Source organism: Vibrio sp. RM-69-4, assembly GCF_024743775.1.
Lineage (GTDB): Bacteria > Pseudomonadota > Gammaproteobacteria > Enterobacterales > Vibrionaceae > Vibrio > Vibrio anguillarum.
Map to the genome: position 1 here is coordinate 31,730 of NZ_JAMQXI010000052.1, position 17,684 is coordinate 49,413.

At 46.5% G+C, this 17,684-nt stretch carries 13 protein-coding genes; all 13 read left to right on the forward strand.

What is annotated here, in order from left to right; all coding sequences use genetic code 11:
• The first annotated feature begins 139 nt into the window (after positions 1-139).
• The 13 genes from NB504_RS07910 (at position 140) to tldD (ending at position 17,663) form a co-directional block, all read left to right on the forward strand.
• Positions 140-640 carry a prepilin-type N-terminal cleavage/methylation domain-containing protein gene (locus NB504_RS07910; RefSeq protein ID WP_258428604.1) on the forward strand — a complete coding sequence of 167 codons (501 nt, stop codon included), beginning with the start codon at positions 140-142 and terminating at the stop codon, positions 638-640.
• Positions 630-1,187, forward strand: coding sequence for a prepilin-type N-terminal cleavage/methylation domain-containing protein (locus NB504_RS07915; protein WP_258428605.1), 558 nt, complete (start codon positions 630-632; stop codon positions 1,185-1,187). Before NB504_RS07910 ends, NB504_RS07915 begins: the two co-directional genes overlap by 11 nt.
• Positions 1,187-1,957 carry a PilW family protein gene (locus NB504_RS07920; RefSeq protein WP_258428606.1) on the forward strand — a complete coding sequence of 257 codons (771 nt, stop codon included), beginning with the start codon at positions 1,187-1,189 and terminating at the stop codon, positions 1,955-1,957. The genes NB504_RS07915 and NB504_RS07920 overlap by 1 nt, the downstream gene beginning before the upstream one ends.
• Positions 1,929-2,387 carry an MSHA biogenesis protein MshP gene (locus NB504_RS07925; protein WP_258428607.1) on the forward strand — a complete coding sequence of 153 codons (459 nt, stop codon included), beginning with the start codon at positions 1,929-1,931 and terminating at the stop codon, positions 2,385-2,387. Before NB504_RS07920 ends, NB504_RS07925 begins: the two co-directional genes overlap by 29 nt.
• Complete coding sequence (locus NB504_RS07930; protein ID WP_258428608.1) at positions 2,384-6,796, forward strand: DUF6701 domain-containing protein; 4,413 nt, start codon at positions 2,384-2,386, stop codon at positions 6,794-6,796. The genes NB504_RS07925 and NB504_RS07930 overlap by 4 nt, the downstream gene beginning before the upstream one ends.
• A 170-nt stretch (positions 6,797-6,966) precedes the next feature.
• On the forward strand, positions 6,967-8,010 hold the full coding sequence (locus tag NB504_RS07935; RefSeq protein WP_013857874.1) for a rod shape-determining protein: 1,044 nt from the start codon (positions 6,967-6,969) through the stop codon (positions 8,008-8,010).
• A gap of 51 nt (positions 8,011-8,061) precedes the next feature.
• Positions 8,062-8,949 (forward strand): rod shape-determining protein MreC, encoded by an 888-nt coding sequence (mreC, locus tag NB504_RS07940; RefSeq protein ID WP_013857873.1) that lies wholly within the window; start codon positions 8,062-8,064, stop codon positions 8,947-8,949.
• Positions 8,939-9,427: a rod shape-determining protein MreD gene (mreD, locus tag NB504_RS07945; protein WP_013857872.1), complete on the forward strand. Its 489-nt coding sequence runs from the start codon at positions 8,939-8,941 to the stop codon at positions 9,425-9,427. The genes mreC and mreD overlap by 11 nt, the downstream gene beginning before the upstream one ends.
• Entirely contained in the window at positions 9,424-9,990 is a 567-nt protein-coding gene (locus NB504_RS07950) for a nucleoside triphosphate pyrophosphatase (protein WP_029189914.1), read from the forward strand. Before mreD ends, NB504_RS07950 begins: the two co-directional genes overlap by 4 nt.
• Before the next feature lie 22 nt (positions 9,991-10,012).
• On the forward strand, positions 10,013-11,482 hold the full coding sequence (gene rng, locus NB504_RS07955) for a ribonuclease G (RefSeq protein WP_019281135.1): 1,470 nt from the start codon (positions 10,013-10,015) through the stop codon (positions 11,480-11,482).
• Between the two features lie 10 nt (positions 11,483-11,492).
• Positions 11,493-15,377, forward strand: a complete 3,885-nt coding sequence (locus NB504_RS07960; RefSeq protein WP_258428609.1) for a YhdP family protein — start codon at positions 11,493-11,495, stop codon at positions 15,375-15,377.
• A gap of 10 nt (positions 15,378-15,387) precedes the next feature.
• Positions 15,388-16,221 (forward strand): carbon-nitrogen hydrolase family protein, encoded by an 834-nt coding sequence (locus NB504_RS07965; protein ID WP_258428610.1) that lies wholly within the window; start codon positions 15,388-15,390, stop codon positions 16,219-16,221.
• Positions 16,218-17,663 (forward strand): metalloprotease TldD, encoded by a 1,446-nt coding sequence (gene tldD, locus NB504_RS07970; protein WP_013857867.1) that lies wholly within the window; start codon positions 16,218-16,220, stop codon positions 17,661-17,663. Before NB504_RS07965 ends, tldD begins: the two co-directional genes overlap by 4 nt.
• Positions 17,664-17,684: the final 21 nt, after the last annotated feature.

Sequence of the window (17,684 nt, forward strand, 5' to 3'; positions counted from 1 at the left end):
ATTTAAAGGCCAGCATTGCTGGCCTTTACTTTATCTATAACGAGAGTTATTTCTCATCCACAAAAGTCAGTAAAACTTAAGCCCACTACGGAAATTTCTTATATACTTTAAGCACTTGTTTTTTCGCTAGAGGTATAAAATGCAGCAACATTTAGCAGCACGGCGTGGTTTTACGTTGATCGAACTGGTCGTGGTGATTGTGCTGCTGGGCATTGTGGCTGTGTACGCAGCAAGCCGTTATACCGGCATATCCTCCTTTTCAAGCGTGACCACACAAAGCGAAGTATTAGCCTCACTGCGTTTGACCCAAAACCGCGCCATGCAGCGCACCGACCTCTGTAATCGCTGGTTGGTCAGCAATAATCAAGCGCAGCAAGTTTTCCCTCAAACTATTTCTTCTGCTGTCTGTACTACTTCACTGTCTAACCCTGCAACCGACAGCAGTTTTGTTGACGCGGCGGCGAACGATATCACCCTGACGTTAACCAATAATGATGGTAGTCATTTTTTAGATTTTGATAGTTTAGGTCGCGCCGCGCAGTGCTTAACGGCAAACTGCACCGTTACCTTAAATAATCTGCAATCGGGTGAATCTCGCCAAGTGTGCATCAATAGCGAGGGGTACATTTATGCGTGTTAACGCGCCGCGCGGGTTTACTCTCATTGAGATGATCATCGTTATCACGGTAACGGCAATAGCCATGACAGGCATCACGGCCGCGCTTTATCCTCGCTCGCAACAAAGCGCTGAACAGGTGCTAGCAGTAAAAGCCGCCGAGTTAGGTCGCGCGGTTATGGATGAAGTGATGGGTCGAGCCTTTGACGAAAACTCCGGCCCCAATGGTGGAGTGCCAGAGTGTTTACTTAGCGGAGCTGTAGAGGAAATGTGCACTGCCCACGACGATCTGGGTAAAGATGGCGAAGCGAGCATTAACCAATACAACGATGTCGATGATTTTATCACGGCTCAGCCAAGGCCAATTGAAGATGTGCTCGGCACACTGTTAGATACGACCAGTTATCGAGGCTTTGCTGCGGCGATCAATGTATTTTATGAACAGGACAGTGGTGGGCAACTAAGCGGAGTGAACGCTAACCAACTGACTCACTATAAACGCGTATCTGTGGTGATCATTGACCCGAAGGGTAATCGTTACCCGTTTGCGGCGATTAAGGGCAATTTCTGATGCGTGGTTTTACCCTGATTGAAATGGTGATTACGATTATTCTGTTGTCGGTGGTCGGGCTATTTTTAGGCTCTGTGATCCGCCAAAGTATGGGTATTTATGTTGATACCACCGCCCGCGAAGCTTTGATCCAACAAGGGCGCTTTATTACTGAGCGGCTGAGCCGAGAACTGCGTGAAGCGGTGCCAAACAGCGTGTTGGTGGAAAATGGTTGCATTGAGTTTTTACCGATCACTGACAGCGCGATCTACAGCGAGCTGCCAACCGTGCAATCGCCTTCGGCTGCGGTGCGTTTATTGCCGATCGACAAAAAGGTACTCAATGGCGATCGTCTGGTCGTGTTTCCAACCAACGCCGCTTCGCTACGCCAAACGCCAAGTGCCAGCGGGCAAACAGCGCAAGTAAACGCAGATGTTGATTTTACGCCACCCAACGACGCGATCATGGTTGATGTTGCCTTGGCACAACCGACTGGGTTTGTAATTCAATCGCCAGCTAAGCGAGTCTATTTTTATCGCACGCCAGTGGCTTTTTGTTATCAGAACAACCGGATCTATCGTTACGCTGATTACGAACTGGATCGCGAGGCTCTAGAGCCTCGCGAGCTCGGCACCGGAATATTAATGGCGGAAAACCTTAGCCAAGCTAATTTTTACGTCACACAGCCAGAGCTACAACGCAACGGCTTAGTGAAAATTGAACTGACATTTTCCGACCGCGGCGAGGAGGTAAAGTTTGACCATGATGCGCTTATCTACAACACGCCGTAAACAGCAAGGCAGCGGCTTAGTATTGGTCATCTTTATCATTGTGGTGGTCGGCTTTGTTGCATCGGTCGCTAACCGTAATCAACAGCGCAATAGCCAGCAATTGGTTTCGATGGTGTTAGGGACAAGAGCTGAAATGGCGGCGCGATCGGCAGCTAACATTGCTATTAGTCGCTACTACCAAAATGACGCCAATAGTAGCTGTCGCGGGGTTGAGCAAAATGTTCAGCTTGTTCCACCGGATTACACACCGGTAACAAGGAACTTCGTTTTTCAAGGCGATGGGTTGGACCAATGTAGCGTGACGCTTAGCTGCCGATTTATTGGTAAAGTGGATGATGCTGGCGCTGTCTATCAACTGACTTCAACCGGGCGTTGTCAGGCTGGCGATTGGACGTTGCAGCGAGTTATTGAAGTGGGGGTAAAAAAGTGATCCACTATAAATGGCTGATTAGCTTACTGATCATGAGCGGTGGGGTTTGTGCCCAACAATATAATTTATCCAATAATCAATATCCTCCTTGTAATACCTCGTGGCAAAAATCTGGCAACAGTTATACCTGTAGCGGTAATGGTCAAGTGACGTTAAATGATGGTGATGTGATTGTCGCCGATGTTGACTCAACACTGATCGCCAATGACGGTTTTTATTTGATTAATAACCAAGTGGGTAACGCATCAAATAGTATAAGTCTGCAAGCGAACTACGGAGCGATAGCCAGCCAAGGCTCTCAAAATACGATTTATGGGGATGTTTCAGCCAACAGCAGCAACGTAACTTTCAATAACACCAATTTAATTGGTAATGTTACGACGGGAGGAAACGTCACTATCAACGGTGGTAGCGTGCAGGGTAATTTAACCAGTAATGATCGAACGGTTGTTATTACTGGAGCAAACGTGGTTGGTAATATTACGGCGCAATCAGGCATTGTCATTACAGGAAGTGTGTATAGCGGTAATATTACGATGACCTCTAATAACTCTGTGACCTTTAATTCGGTGGATATGACTTCCGGTTCAGTATCTGGGGCAAGTCATTTCACGGCAAACAATAGCCAGCTAGGAAGGCCTGATTCTCAGGTCAGTATTAGTACTACCTCTAACGATATCACCTTAAATGACTCAACGGCTTATGGTGATTTTAATGCGGCAATTAATAATGCTGGTGGCCAAGTTAATGTCAACAATAGTTCAATTACTGGTACATGTTCCCCCATATCTAATCCATTGAATGCTTGTGATCCCTCTCCTGTAGCGCGCTATCATTTTGATGAAGTGCAATGGAGTGGGGCTGTCAATGAAGTCAAGAATGCGTTTGGCTCTTCTCTTAACGGCCGCGCAATGAATGGTGCGCTTACCAGCTCTCAATCACCGGCGCTACCCGCCAATATTAATAATTACGGTACTTGTGGTTATGGCGAGTTTGTTGCCAACCAAAACCAATATGTACAAGTGGCTCATGATAGCCAGTTATCCTTCTCGGACCAGCTAACGATATCTGCGTGGGTGTACCCCGTCAGTCGCCCGGCGAATGGTGGCTTGCATACCATAGTGGCGAAAGATACTAACTACGAATTCCACCTTGATAGCCAAGGGCGAGTTTTTTGGTATTGGGAGAGAAGTTCTGGCGGTGCCAATACACTAACCACATCCAATGTTATTCCGCTAAATACTTGGACTCATATCACCATTCGCTATAACCGCTCAGCAAGTAGTAATGAGAGACAAAAAATCTATATTAATGGTGTGGTTGCGGCGACAAACAGCGATAACCAACCACTCAAAACCAATACAGTGAATTTGGAGATTGGTCGAGATTACAATTCCGACAACAGAACTTTCTCCGGAAGGCTTGATGAGGTGGCTATTTATAATAAAGCTCTCACTGATATTCAGATTGTCAATCTGTATAACGAACGTCATCTGTGCCAAAGTTCAGGGCTGCAATGTTTTAGCGATGATTTCCAAAGTCAGCCATTGGATGAGCAGTGGCGAGTATTCAGTAGCAGTGGCAACTTTACGCCTTCAATCATCAATAATCGTATGCGACTAACACAAGCTGCGCAAAACCAAGCCACAGCCTCAACATTCCAACGTATTTTTCCCGCCGCAGGGAACCGTGTAGAGGTTGAATTTGACTATTTTGCCTATGGCGGTAATGGTGCTGATGGGGTGGCGATTGTCTTTTCTGATGCCTCTGTCACCCCTCAAGTTGGAGCATTTGGTGGTCCTTTAGGTTTTGGTTATAAAGTCAATGAGCAAAAACCCGGGTTTGCGGGCGGCTGGCTAGGCATTGGATTGGATGAATATGGTAACTATTCGATCGAAGGTGGCGGGAATGGCCCAGGTCGTAGGCGGCAAGCTGTTGTATTAAGAGGTTCTGGTTCCGGCTATAGCGGTTATAACTATTTAGCAGGCACGTGTAATAACGGCACAACCAATACCAATGGAGATTGCCTAAATCCGAGGGTAGATAATACCAATGGTAATCCTCAGCACCGCTACCGAATTGTTATTGACTCAACTCAAGCTTCAACGTCGCTGGTGACCGTAAGCCGTAAAGTTGGCACTGCCAGTTGGAAAACTTTAATTGGGCCAGTTGATGTGATGTCATTTGCGGCGCAACAAAATGTTCCTACGGATCTGTTTATGTCCATTACAGGTTCTACAGGCTCTTCGACTAATAACCATGAAATTGATAATTTCGAAGTCTGTGCGCTCAATTCTCGTCCAGTTGGCGAGCAAATTAATCACTTTCGCATCTCTTTGCCTGCACAAGGTTTAACTTGTGCAGCTTCTGACGTGTCTGTGACGGCGTGTGCCGATGAAAGTTGCAATAACTTATTTACCGATCCGGTTATTGCTTATTTAGTCCCTAACTCTCTACCTAGTGCAACGGGCGGTTGGGTGAATGGTTCAACTATCTCATTTAGTAATGGGGTTGGTAACACCCAACTTAGGCGTAACAGCGCAGGTAATGTCACCGTTGATGTTTCTGGTTCCGTTCCCACGGCTATGTCTTTCAATAACACTTTATGCAGCCACAATGGGAATGCTGGCCCCTTTTTGACCAGTAACTGCACGATGAACTTTGCTGACAGTGGCTTCATTTTGGATGTACCCAATTCCTACGCCAATCAATCGGTAACTGGGACCATTAAAGCGGTACGAAAAGATAACGCTTCACAACTGTGTTTGCCTAGTTTTCAAAATGTACAGAAACCCATTTCCTTTTGGAGTGATTACTTGAGCCCTAATGGGGGACAAGGTTTTAGCGCTTTATCGGTTGGAGTGAATAGTGTGGCGGTAGGGCAGTCATCCAATACTGCGACGCCAGTGGTGCTCAATTTCAACCAAAATGGTGAGGCGAGCATTAACGTATCCTATCGTGAGGCTGGTAGCCTTGCTTTGAATGCTCGTTTAACGGGGAGTGGTGATGAGCAGGATTTGCAACTAACAGGTCAAACGACTTTTATACGAGTTCCTCGTGCTTTAGTACTCAGCGCGACCAGTTATTATGGTGTTAGTGGAGCGTGTCCTAATGCCGATATTAGCTGTGATATTTTTGCTAGGGCGGATGAAAACTTTAATCTCAATATCAAAGCGGTTGCGGAGGCACCGATTGAGGATAATGATTTCACTAACAATTTAGTAGTGACAAATTATCAACAAGCAAACATTGAGCTTAAACATACTCTAATCGCACCAGCGACAGGCGTGCCGGGTAATCTTGGCGAGGCGGAATATAGTCATCAAATGGGCAGTTTGACGACTGTACAACAAAGAGTGAGTGAGGTTGGGGTGTTTGATTTCTCGCTGAACGCGCCAACGACGTATCTTGGACTCGATTTAGCGAGTGAGAATCTGCCGATTGCCGTTGCCTCAACGGGCCAGATAGGTCGTTTTATCCCAGCCTATTTTTCTCCTTCTTCGGTGGTGACCAGCTTACAGGCTGAGTGTGAGGTGACTTCTCCGAATGACGAATCGTTCAGTTATTTAGGACAACCGTTTGGATATAAAGACAATCCGGGTATTTACTTACACCCAAGATCCGCGTCAGGCAGTGAAACGATCAATTATTTCGACAGTGCTTGGTGGCGTTATGATCGGCAGTGGGACAACCGAATATATAACGATACTGTGAATAGTTTACCAATCAGCTTTGATAGCGATTTGACGAGTGTGAACCGAGTCAATGGCGTTGATTCTCGCATTGAACTCTCTGGGGAGATATTGATCTACCAAAAGCCACCACAACCAATAGTGCCTTTTAACAGCAAGTTAGATCTTACCCTCTTGGTATCCGATCTTACAGACCTTGATGGAGTTTGCTACCGAGAAACGGCCAGTGATCCTTGCCTAAACTATACGATTACAGATATTGATGATGAGATGAAATTGCGCTGGGGAAAACTGGTGATCCACGACACTTACGGCCCAGAAACGAGTGCGTTAAGTCAGCCAATTACGAGCGAATACTTCACTGCCAATGGCTTTGTTACCAATAGCTTTGATCGCTGTACAAGGTTACCAGATCTTGCGAATTTCACTTTAACGCCGACCGATCTAACTTTAGGTTCCGGTGGGGCTCCTGAAGTTTATCCTACTTTAGTCAGTCAAACGCTCACTTTGGGTACCGCGAATATCAACTTTACGGCTCCGGGAGCGGGTCATCAAGGATTCATTGATACTTTGCTTGATCTCAATGCTCATGGGTTGCCTTGGTTGCGTCTCTACAATGATCAAAATAGCGCGTTTGAAAATGAAGTCTCAGGCCGAGTACAGTTTGGATTGTACCGAGGCAGCGACCGGGTAATCTGGTGGCGTGAAAAAAATTAACCGGATAATTCACACAAATTCATAGAGATTTTTCTACCTAAGTTAGGAATCTGTTAGAAATTGCGTGTTTCAGTCCATGTTTATGCGTCAACGCCTTGCTGTGATCGCAAGGCATTGGTACATTTAGTGCAATTTTCTATCTTCTAATTCTTGCAGGACGAGCGAAGAATATGTTCAAAAAACTGCGTGGCATGTTTTCCAACGATCTATCGATCGATTTAGGTACCGCCAATACTCTTATATACGTTAAAGGACAAGGTATTGTCCTCGACGAGCCTTCCGTTGTTGCTATTCGCCAAGATAAAGGTCGTGGTGGAAAAAGCGTTGCTGCTGTCGGTCATGCCGCTAAGCAGATGCTTGGTCGTACGCCGGGGAATATTTCTGCAATTCGTCCTATGAAAGACGGCGTGATTGCGGATTTCTACGTGACCGAAAAAATGTTGCAACACTTCATCAAGCAGGTGCATGACAACAGTGTACTCAAACCAAGCCCTCGCGTTCTGGTGTGTGTGCCTTGTGGCTCCACCCAAGTTGAACGCCGTGCGATTCGTGAATCAGCACTCGGTGCTGGTGCGCGTGAAGTGTATTTGATTGATGAGCCTATGGCGGCGGCCATCGGTGCTGGTCTGCGTGTTTCTGAACCAACGGGTTCAATGGTGGTCGATATCGGTGGCGGTACGACTGAAGTTGCCGTTATTTCCTTGAACGGTGTGGTTTACTCTTCCTCTGTGCGTATCGGCGGTGACCGTTTTGATGAAGCGATCATCAATTATGTGCGTCGTAACTACGGCAGCTTAATCGGTGAAGCGACCGCAGAGAAAATCAAACATGAAATTGGCTCGGCTTACCCCGGCGATGAAGTGATGGAGATTGAAGTTCGTGGTCGTAACCTTGCTGAAGGGGTTCCTCGTAGCTTTACTCTTAACTCCAATGAAATCTTAGAAGCACTGCAAGAACCGCTTTCCGGTATTGTTTCTGCGGTGATGGTTGCGCTTGAACAGTGTCCGCCAGAGCTTGCTTCTGATATCTCAGAAAATGGTATGGTATTAACCGGTGGTGGAGCGCTGCTCAAAGATATCGACCGCCTCTTGACCGAAGAAACGGGAATACCAGTCGTGGTTGCCGATAATCCTCTAACCTGTGTTGCCCTTGGTGGCGGTAAAGCGTTGGAAATGATCGATATGCACGGTGGCGACCTATTTAGCGAAGAATAATGGCTTTGGGAGCCGTAAAGCTCCCATCATGACATCTAGGATTTTTATAGAATGAAGCCAATATTTGGTCGAGGACCATCTCTTCAGCTACGTCTCTTTTTTGCCGTGATTTTATCAGCCAGTCTTATGCTGGCTGATAGTCGTTTAGGTGCTTTTTCCAACGTTCGTTTTTTTCTTAATAGCTTAGTGGCTCCCATTCAATACATGGCGGATTTACCGCGCAGCATGTTTGATGATCTGTATGAGCGATTCGCCACTCATCAAAAACTGATTGAATCGAATCAACGTTTAAAACGAGAAGCGATCACCTTGAAAAGTGATTTGATCTTGTTTGATCAATACCGCGAAGAGAACCAACGGTTACGTAAATTGCTTGGATCTTCTTTTGTTCGTGATGAAAAGAAGGTTGTCACTGAGGTGATGGCGGTCGATACCTCACCTTATCGTCACCAAGTTGTGATTGATAAAGGGCGAACGGATGGCGTTTACGAAGGGCAACCCGTTATCAACGACAAAGGTATTGTTGGCCAAGTGACTTTTGTTGCGGCTCATAACAGCCGGGTGTTGTTGCTGACTGACACCAATAGTGCGATTCCAGTGCAAATTATCCGTAATGATATTCGAGTGATTGCTTCAGGGAATGGCCAGGTGGATCGTATTCAATTGGAACACATTCCCACCAGCACCGATATTGAAGTGGGTGACTTGCTCGTCACATCAGGTTTAGGGGGCGTATATCCTGAAGGTTACCCTGTCGCACACGTTTCGGTGGTCGACAAAGATACTCAGCGTGAATTTGCGTCGATCACCGCCGATCCCGTGGTGGATTTTGATCGTCTACGCTATTTGTTGTTGATCTGGCCTAACGAAGATAGGCAGCAGAAAGTATTGCAAGTTACGCCAGAGAAAATGTTAGAGGAAGCAACCGATGGCCAGTAGTGTCGTGAAAAGTAAATTGGTGATTGGTGCATCATTTCTCTTTGCTCTGGTTTTACAAACTATCCCTTGGCCGGGTGAGCTGGATCTATTGCGCCCATCGTGGTTACTGCTGGTGACATGCTATTGGGTTTTAGCGTTGCCGCATCGAGTCAACGTAGGGTCGGCTTTGATCCTTGGTTTGTTATGGGATCTGCTGCTTGGTTCAACATTGGGCATTCGTGGCATGATGATGGCCATTGTTGTCTACTTAGTGGCGATTAACTTCTTAGTGCTGCGTAATATGGCGTTATGGCAACAAGCTGTAATCATTGGCGTGTTATCTATGTTGCTTGAAGTGCTGATCTTCTGCGGCGAATATTTAATTCAAGATGTGACATTTAACCCGCTCTCGCTATGGGTTGGTATGATCAATTGCATATTATGGCCTTGGATGTTCCTACTGCTTCGTCGTGTGCGACGCCACTGGCACCTTAGATGATGAATAAAAAAATTGTATTAGCTTCTGGCTCGCCAAGAAGACGAGAGTTACTGACTCAACTGGGTTATCAGTTTGATATTGTGGTGCCCAACGTTGAAGAGTGCCGTAATAAGCATGAAGCCCCAGCAGCCTATGTTGAACGTTTATCACGTGATAAGGCACTGGCTGGTGTTGCTTTATCCAACCCTGCTTCGATAGTTATTGGGTCTGATACCATAGTCGTGCAAGGTGAAACAGTACTTGAAAAACCTGCTGATTTTGCTCAAGCACAACAGATGTTACGCAGCCTATCTGGTACAAAACATCAAGTGATGACGGCCGTAACCGTAGCAACACATGATCATTCTAAATCCGTCGTGGTAACGACGGATGTATGGTTTAAACCTTTGTCAGATGAAGAAATAGAACAATATTGGCAATCGGGTGAACCTTGCGATAAGGCTGGCAGTTATGGCATTCAAGGATTGGGTGGACGATTTGTAACGAAGATCGAAGGCAGTTATTACGCTGTTGTAGGATTACCATTATTCGAAACTGACCAGCTCTTGCACGAATTTATATAATTAAAAACATTGAGGTGTACTCATGAGTGCAGAGTTGCTACTAAACGTCACCCCGAGTGAAACTCGAGTGGCGATGATTGAAGGCGGAGTTCTTCAAGAGGTCCACATTGAGCGAGAAGCGAAACGCGGCATTGTGGGCAATATTTACAAAGGAAAAGTCAGCCGAGTTCTTCCCGGAATGCAGGCCGCTTTTGTCGATATTGGTTTAGACAAGGCCGCTTTTCTTCACGCTTCTGACATTGTTCCTCATACTGAATGTGTGGCTGAGAACGAAAAACAGCAGTTTCAAGTTCGTGATATTTCAGAGCTAGTTCGTCAAGGCCAAGATATCGTGGTGCAAGTGGTCAAAGATCCATTAGGCACTAAAGGCGCCCGTTTAACGACAGATATTACCCTACCTTCGCGCTATCTCGTTTTTATGCCCGGCGCAAGTCATGTTGGTGTCTCACAACGCATTGAAAGTGAATCAGAGCGTGATCGTCTCAAAAAAGTCGTGTCTCATTATTGTGATGAGCACGGTGGGTTCATTATTCGTACCGCTGCTGAAGGGGCTGATGAGAAAGAGCTTTCACAAGATGCCGCCTTTCTTAAACGGCTATGGCTGAAAGTGTTGGAGCGTCGAGTTAAATACAAAACACGCTCGACACTGTATGGCGAATTGGGTTTAGCTCAGCGTATTTTACGAGATTTTGTCGGCACCGATTTGACGCGGATCTTAGTCGATTCGCGCCTTGAATTTGAGAACCTCAAAGAGTTCACCTCAGAGTTTGTGCCTGAGTTGACCGATAAGCTTGAACTGTATGAAGGTGACAAGCCTATCTTTGATATGTACGACACCGAAAACGAGGTTCAGCGTTCTCTCGAGCGTAAAGTGGAGCTCAAGTCTGGTGGATACCTTATCATCGACCAAACCGAAGCCATGACCACGATTGATATCAATACTGGCGCGTTTGTTGGCCGTCGTAACCTCGAAGAAACCATTTTTAATACCAATGTTGAAGCGACCCAAGCCATTGCCCGTCAGTTACGTTTGCGCAACTTAGGGGGCATCATCATTATTGATTTTATCGATATGATGTCTGAAGAGCACCGTAAGCGAGTGCTCAACTCCTTAGATGCGGCCCTGGTTAAAGATCGCGTCAAAACGAATATTAATGGTTTTACGCAGTTAGGCTTGGTGGAGATGACGCGTAAGCGCACCCGTGAAAGTATTGAACACGTGTTATGTTCGAGTTGTCCAACCTGTGAAGGGCGCGGCAGTGTGAAAACCGTTGAAACCGTCTGTTTCGAAATCTTACGTGAAATCACGCGTGTCAACCGCGCTTACGATGCGGATAAATTTGTGGTTTACGCATCCCCTGCGGTGGCAGAAACCTTGCAAGGTGATGAGTCTCATGCTCTTGCTGAGTTGGAAGTGTTTATTGGAAAAGAAGTGCGCATCCAAGCGGAGCCACTTTATATTCAAGAACAATTTGACGTTGTGATGATGTAGTAGGGCTTTTGTGATCTCAACTTTTACGCGCCTTTGGCGAATAGTATTGTGGTTTATCGTTAGCGTGCTAGTGGTGCTGGCTGTTGCTGTCACCACCTTGCGTGTGTTTTTGCCACAAATGAATCGTTTCCAAGGCGAAATACAAACGTTGATCAACCAAAATTCAGGTTTTGAATTTGAATTAAGTGAGGTCACTGGTTTTTGGCGTAATACTCACCCGTCAATTGCACTTAAGGGGCTAAAAGCAAAGCTACCTGATGGATCGCAAATTCACTTTTCTGCGCAGCAAATCGATGTTGAATTTGACCTCATTCAGTCAATACTGCAAATGCAACCTGTGGTCGCGGATCTCAGTATTCATCAACTCAAATTGGATATTCGCTCGGTAAACTGGCTTGAGCTACAGGCTGAAGATAACCAACAGAGCCGCACTCAAGGCAATGTCATTCAACGTTTAGACAACCTACTGTTGCGGCAATTGGATGATTTTGCGCTACTCGACTCGACGGTTTTCTATCAATCTGTCGCGGGGGAGATTCGCCAGTTAGATATTGAACGTCTTCGGTGGAAAAATAACGCTCAGCAACATAAAGCTGAAGGCGTGGTGAGCATCGCTGATACCAGTATTAACTCTCTGTTAGTGAGTGCTAACTTTGAAGATCATGGTTCACTACGCGATATTTCAGGTCGCTTCTATGTTAGCGCTGACAATATCAAAATAAACCCGTGGTTGACTCGTTATCTCAAAGATGAAACCGGTATTAAGAAAGGACAGGTGAGTTTTAATGCCTGGCTGACGTTAGAGCATAACCAACCCAAAGATGGTTATGTTGAACTTAAGCCATCGGAGCTGATTTGGGATGAAAAACGCCAGCATGAACTGCTGTTAGAGTCAGGGATCATTAAACTCTCACCAATCGAAAAAGGATGGCAAGTTAATGCTTACTCACTTCAGTTGCGCACGGATGACGAAGTGTGGCCTAAACTTGATGCCGCGTTTGAATGGCAACCGACGCAATGGCGTTTGAACTTGTCGCAGTTAGACATAAAAACTTTGCTTCCCTTTGTGAAAATGATGCCCGATTCCAGCAAAACGAACGAGCTTTTGCAGCAATTGGATTTGGGGGGCACCTTAGAAGATATTCGGCTCAGCAAAGGAGATAGCCTGCAATCGCTTCGTTATTCTGCCGAACTCAGTGATGGCGCCATGGCGCAATGGCAGTTATTGCCACAAGTACACCATCTCAAAGCTTCCATTGCAGGTAGCATGGAGAGTGCCCGCGCCAAAGTGACGCTGATTGATGACGTGTTACCTTATGGTGATGTTTTCCAAGCACCATTGAATATTCGTCAAGGTGAAGCTGATGTTGTGTGGCAAAAGCAAGCCGATGGCTGGTCATTGTGGGCCAGTAAAGTGACTGCGGCGACGCCAGACTTACAAGTGCTTGGATCATTTCGTCTCGATTTTCCTGAAAAACGCAGCCCTTTACTTTCATTTTATGCGGAAGCGGACTTATACAATGCAGGTGAAACTTGGCGTTATTTGCCCACCTTAGCATTGGGGCGCAAGTTAACAGACTATCTCTCTACTGCGATTCAAGGTGGTAAAGCCAACACTGCTAAACTGCTTTGGTATGGTGAACTTGGCGATTTTCCCTACCAACAAAACAATGGCGTATTCCAAGCTTGGGTTGGTTTAAAAGAGGCGAAATTTAGTTTTGATACGGCGTGGCCGCCGATCACCAATTTGCAACTCGATCTGCTGTTTGAAAACGATGCGATGTACCTTGATTCACACTCTGCGACCTTAATGGATGTCACTGCCCAGCGGATCACAGGGCGAATACCTGAGCTAGCCGAAGGTGGACACATCGAAATCGAAGCCAGTGCAACAGCCCAAGGCAATGCCGTACGCGACTATATGACCTCAACGCCTTTAGTGGATTCGGTGGGAGCGGCGTTAACGGCGATCCAAGTCAGTGGCGAAGTGCAATCTGAATTTCAGCTTCGTATCCCTTTTGATAGTGAACAGGAACCCCGAGCATGGGGTTGGGCGAATTTAAATAATAACCACGTGGAAATTGATGCACCGCCAATGGTGCTTGAGGGTGTCTCTGGCAAAATTGAATTTGATAATGACGTTGTGACGGCAGCCGGTTTGTCGGCTGATCTGCTGACTCAACCGATCGCGATTGATTTTAAAGGTGAAAATGCCAGCCAAGGTTACGCGGTGAATATTGATGTGGTGGGAGACTGGGATATTAAACCCCTGACGCCTTTTGTCGGTGAGCGCTGGCTAAACCGTTTAAAAGGGCATGCTCCTTGGCAAATGGGCGTTGATATTCAGCTCAATGATGTCGGTTTCACTTATCAAATCGACACCTTAGCCGATTTAAAAATGGTAGAAAGTGATTACCCTTACCCGCTAAAAAAAGCCTTCAACGTGGCAGGCAAAGCTCACTTGCAAGCATCGGGTAACCAAGAGTCGATCACCGCTCGCCTACAATTACCACAAGCGAAATACCAAGCTGAAATCGATATCACATCGAAAAAACCACGCCTGACAGCCACCAATCTCATAGTAGGGAGCGGCAATTTCAAAATCAGCCCAGTGGTTGGCCACCATGCGCAGATCCGCAGCGATACCTTTAATTTGGATGAATGGTTGAGTTTGGCCAATGAGCCTCAGCCGAAGAAAAAATCAGCTCTAGCGGAGATGAATACTCCCGAGATCCCACCACCAGAGAGAGTGGACATCAACGTCAAAGCACTTCTACTGGCGGGCATTGAGTGGCACGATGTTGATTTTAATGCCAGACGTAAAAATCTCGGTTGGTACGCACAACTCGAGAGCCAAGAAGCAAAAGGCCAAGCGAGTTATATTGAACCTTATGATTTGTCCGTCTCGCTTGAACGTTTGCACGTTTACATTCCTGAGCTGGAGGACCGCTCCAAAAAATCACTGTTGGTTGATCAAGATCGCCAGTCTGAGCCGCTTATTAGTGATTTTGACCGACAGTTTCATCGATTGGTGCCAAACTTAACTTTGGCCATTGATGATTTTTGGTTGCAGGGTTACAAGGTGGGCAAGATGAATATGGACTTCCAACGGCAAGGTGATACTTTGCAATGGAAGAAGATTGATATCAGTAGTGGTTCAAACCAAGTCAATATCAGTGGTGCTTGGACGTTGAATAAAGACGCACAAGGTGATGAGCGTAGCCATACCCAACTGAATCTCACCATGAAAGGTGACAATAATAGCGATTTGATGGAGCGCTTTGGCATCAGCTCCGGTATCCAAAGAGCGCCATTTGAAATGTCGAGTCAAACCGAATGGGATGGCGCGCCTTGGTCAATGAAGATCGACAGCTTAGAAGGCAAGATAGAGACTACTATGGGTAAAGGTGTCGTTTCTGATGTCAGCGGTGCCGCTCGTTTACTCGGATTATTCAGTTTAGATTCCATTATCCGTAAAATGCAGCTCGATTTTAGTGACGTGTTTGATAAAGGAATGGCCTTTAACTCAATTACGGGCAGTGGTGAAATTTCGCAAGGGATTTTTGTTACCAACAACATCAAAATGGATGCCGTTGCCGGTGAAATGACCATTAAAGGCTTAGCGGATCTCAATAGCCGTACTGTTGATGCTGAGGTGAATTTTGTACCAGACATCACATCAGGAATTCCCGTCTTGACGGCTTTTGCGGTGACGCCGCAAACTGCGCTGTATGTCCTAGCCATTACGACCGTGATTGCACCTGTGGTTGAGGTCTTTACCCAAGTCAATTATGAGGTTAAAGGACCAATTAATTCACCGGTTGTTAAAGAGCTTTCACGTAGTAGGGGCGAGTTTAAATTGCCAGAAAAGTTGAGAAAATTGACTGAAAAATAAGGAAGAAAGCATGGATCGCGTTGGACTTATTCAAATGACGTCAAGCTCTGAACCTGCGCAGAATTTGGCCTATATTGAACAGCAAGTATCACTACTTGTGGCGCAAGGTACGAAGTGGATTGTCACGCCGGAAAACGCACTGGTGTTTGGCACGCGACAACAGTACCACCAATATGCCGAGCCATTGGGGCAAGGCCCTTTGCAGAGCCAATTGGCTGCCATAGCCCGCTTTCATCGGGTGTGGTTGTTGGTGGGCAGTATGCCTATCCGTCGTGAGGTTGGGGTAACGACTACCTCCTTGCTGTTTGACGCCAATGGCGATCTTGTCGCGCACTACGACAAATTACACATGTTTGATGTAGATGTCGCTGACGGCCACCAGCGCTATCGAGAATCGGAAACTTTTACCTGCGGCACAAAGCTGAGTGTTGCGTCGACGCCATTTGGTCAAATTGGCCTTTCCATCTGCTATGATGTGCGCTTTCCGCACCTCTATTCCCAATTAAGAATGCAGGGTGCTCAGATATTAGTGGTTCCTGCGGCCTTTACGGCGGTGACCGGAAAGGCACATTGGGAAGTCTTGTTAAGAGCCCGAGCGATAGAGAATCAGTGTTGGATTGTTGCGGTTGGGCAAACTGGGCTTCATCCATGTGGGCGCGAGACATGGGGTCATTCGATGGTCATCAGCCCTTGGGGTGAGGTTATTGCAAGCTTAAACCAGCAAGTGGGGAATTTAGTCGCCGATATTGACTTGGCTTACGTTGAGCAAGTTCGACAAAAAATGCCCATTGCTGCACACACCCGATTCACGAATCAGTTTATAGATAATAAGAGCAAACTATGAGTATTAACCGCATTGAAGATGCACTATTAAAACCTGCAGGATTAACCGAGCAAGATATTGCGGATACACTAGCGACAATTGCCACTCGTCAAATTGATTATGCCGATATCTATTTTCAGTCGAGCTGGCATGAATCTTTAGTGCTCGAAGACAGCATTATTAAAGACGGCTCATTTAATATCGATTGCGGTGTTGGTGTGCGCGCCATCACAGGTGAAAAAACGGGTTTTGCTTATTCAGATCAAATCCAATTAGAAGGTTTGAAACAGAGTGCAATAGCCGCACGAGGTATTGCGCAGCAAGGTAAAAGTGGCTGTGTTCAAGCCTTTAAACGTAGCGATAATCAAGCCTATTATGCGGCGGATAACCCACTAGCCAGTTGGGAAAAAAAGCAAAAAACAGAATTACTGCAAGAGCTGGATGCTTACATTCGTACCAAAGAGCCTTTGATCCAAGAAGTCTCGGTGAGCTTAAGTGGTGTGCATGAACAGATGTTAGTTGCTGCAACCGATGGGACTTACGCAGGCGATATCCGCCCGTTGGTCCGTTTGTCGATCAGCGTGTTAGCACAAAAAGGTGATCGCCGCGAGCGAGGCAGCTCTGGTGGTGGTGGTCGTTTTGGTTATGACTTTTTCCTCACCGAACAAGATGGCCGTAAAGTTGCGTTTCAGTTTGCCGATGAAGCTATCCGACAAGCCTTAGTCAACCTTGAAGCTGTCGCAGCTCCTGCTGGCGCGATGCCTGTTGTGCTCGGTTCTGGTTGGCCGGGCGTCTTGCTTCACGAAGCGGTAGGGCATGGCTTAGAAGGTGATTTTAACCGCAAAGGATCTTCTGTTTTCTCCGGTAAAATTGGCCAGAAAGTAACCTCAACGCTTTGTACGATTGTTGACGATGGCACACTGAAAGATCTGCGTGGCTCGCTCAATGTCGACGATGAAGGTGTCAATGGTCAATACAACACCTTAATTGAAAATGGCGTGTTGAAAGGCTACATACAAGACAAACTCAACGCACGTTTGATGGGGGTGAACCCTACGGGTAATGGGCGTCGTGAATCGTACGCACATTTACCGATGCCGCGCATGACCAACACTTATATGTTGCCGGGTGAACATACGCCAGAAGAGATCATTTCAACAGTGAAGAAAGGCGTTTATGCGCCCAACTTTGGCGGTGGCCAAGTGGATATCACCTCGGGTAAATTTGTGTTCTCTGCCTCTGAAGCCTATATGATTGAAAACGGCAAAATTACTTATCCAATCAAAGGTGCAACCTTGATCGGTTCTGGCATTGAGGCAATGCAACAAGTCTCGATGGTGGGTAACGATTTGAGCCTTGATCGCGGCGTTGGAGTGTGCGGTAAAGCAGGACAAAGTGTGCCTGTTGGAGTAGGGCAACCTACGCTTAAGCTAGATTCGCTCACTGTTGGTGGCACCGAATAACGTTGTTACTCGCTCAGAGCT

Excerpts from the sequence above, each read along its gene's own strand:
- NB504_RS07910 (WP_258428604.1), top strand. The coding sequence starts at position 140 with ATGCAGCAACATTTAGCAGCACGGCGTGGTTTTACGTTGATCGAACTG.
- NB504_RS07915 (WP_258428605.1), top strand. The coding sequence starts at position 630 with ATGCGTGTTAACGCGCCGCGCGGGTTTACTCTCATTGAGATGATCATC.
- NB504_RS07920 (WP_258428606.1), top strand. The coding sequence starts at position 1,187 with ATGCGTGGTTTTACCCTGATTGAAATGGTGATTACGATTATTCTGTTG.
- NB504_RS07925 (WP_258428607.1), top strand. The coding sequence starts at position 1,929 with ATGATGCGCTTATCTACAACACGCCGTAAACAGCAAGGCAGCGGCTTA.
- NB504_RS07935 (WP_013857874.1), top strand. The coding sequence starts at position 6,967 with ATGTTCAAAAAACTGCGTGGCATGTTTTCCAACGATCTATCGATCGAT.
- mreC (WP_013857873.1), top strand. The coding sequence starts at position 8,062 with ATGAAGCCAATATTTGGTCGAGGACCATCTCTTCAGCTACGTCTCTTT.
- mreD (WP_013857872.1), top strand. The coding sequence starts at position 8,939 with ATGGCCAGTAGTGTCGTGAAAAGTAAATTGGTGATTGGTGCATCATTT.
- NB504_RS07950 (WP_029189914.1), top strand. The coding sequence starts at position 9,424 with ATGATGAATAAAAAAATTGTATTAGCTTCTGGCTCGCCAAGAAGACGA.
- rng (WP_019281135.1), top strand. The coding sequence starts at position 10,013 with ATGAGTGCAGAGTTGCTACTAAACGTCACCCCGAGTGAAACTCGAGTG.
- NB504_RS07965 (WP_258428610.1), top strand. The coding sequence starts at position 15,388 with ATGGATCGCGTTGGACTTATTCAAATGACGTCAAGCTCTGAACCTGCG.
- tldD (WP_013857867.1), top strand. The coding sequence starts at position 16,218 with ATGAGTATTAACCGCATTGAAGATGCACTATTAAAACCTGCAGGATTA.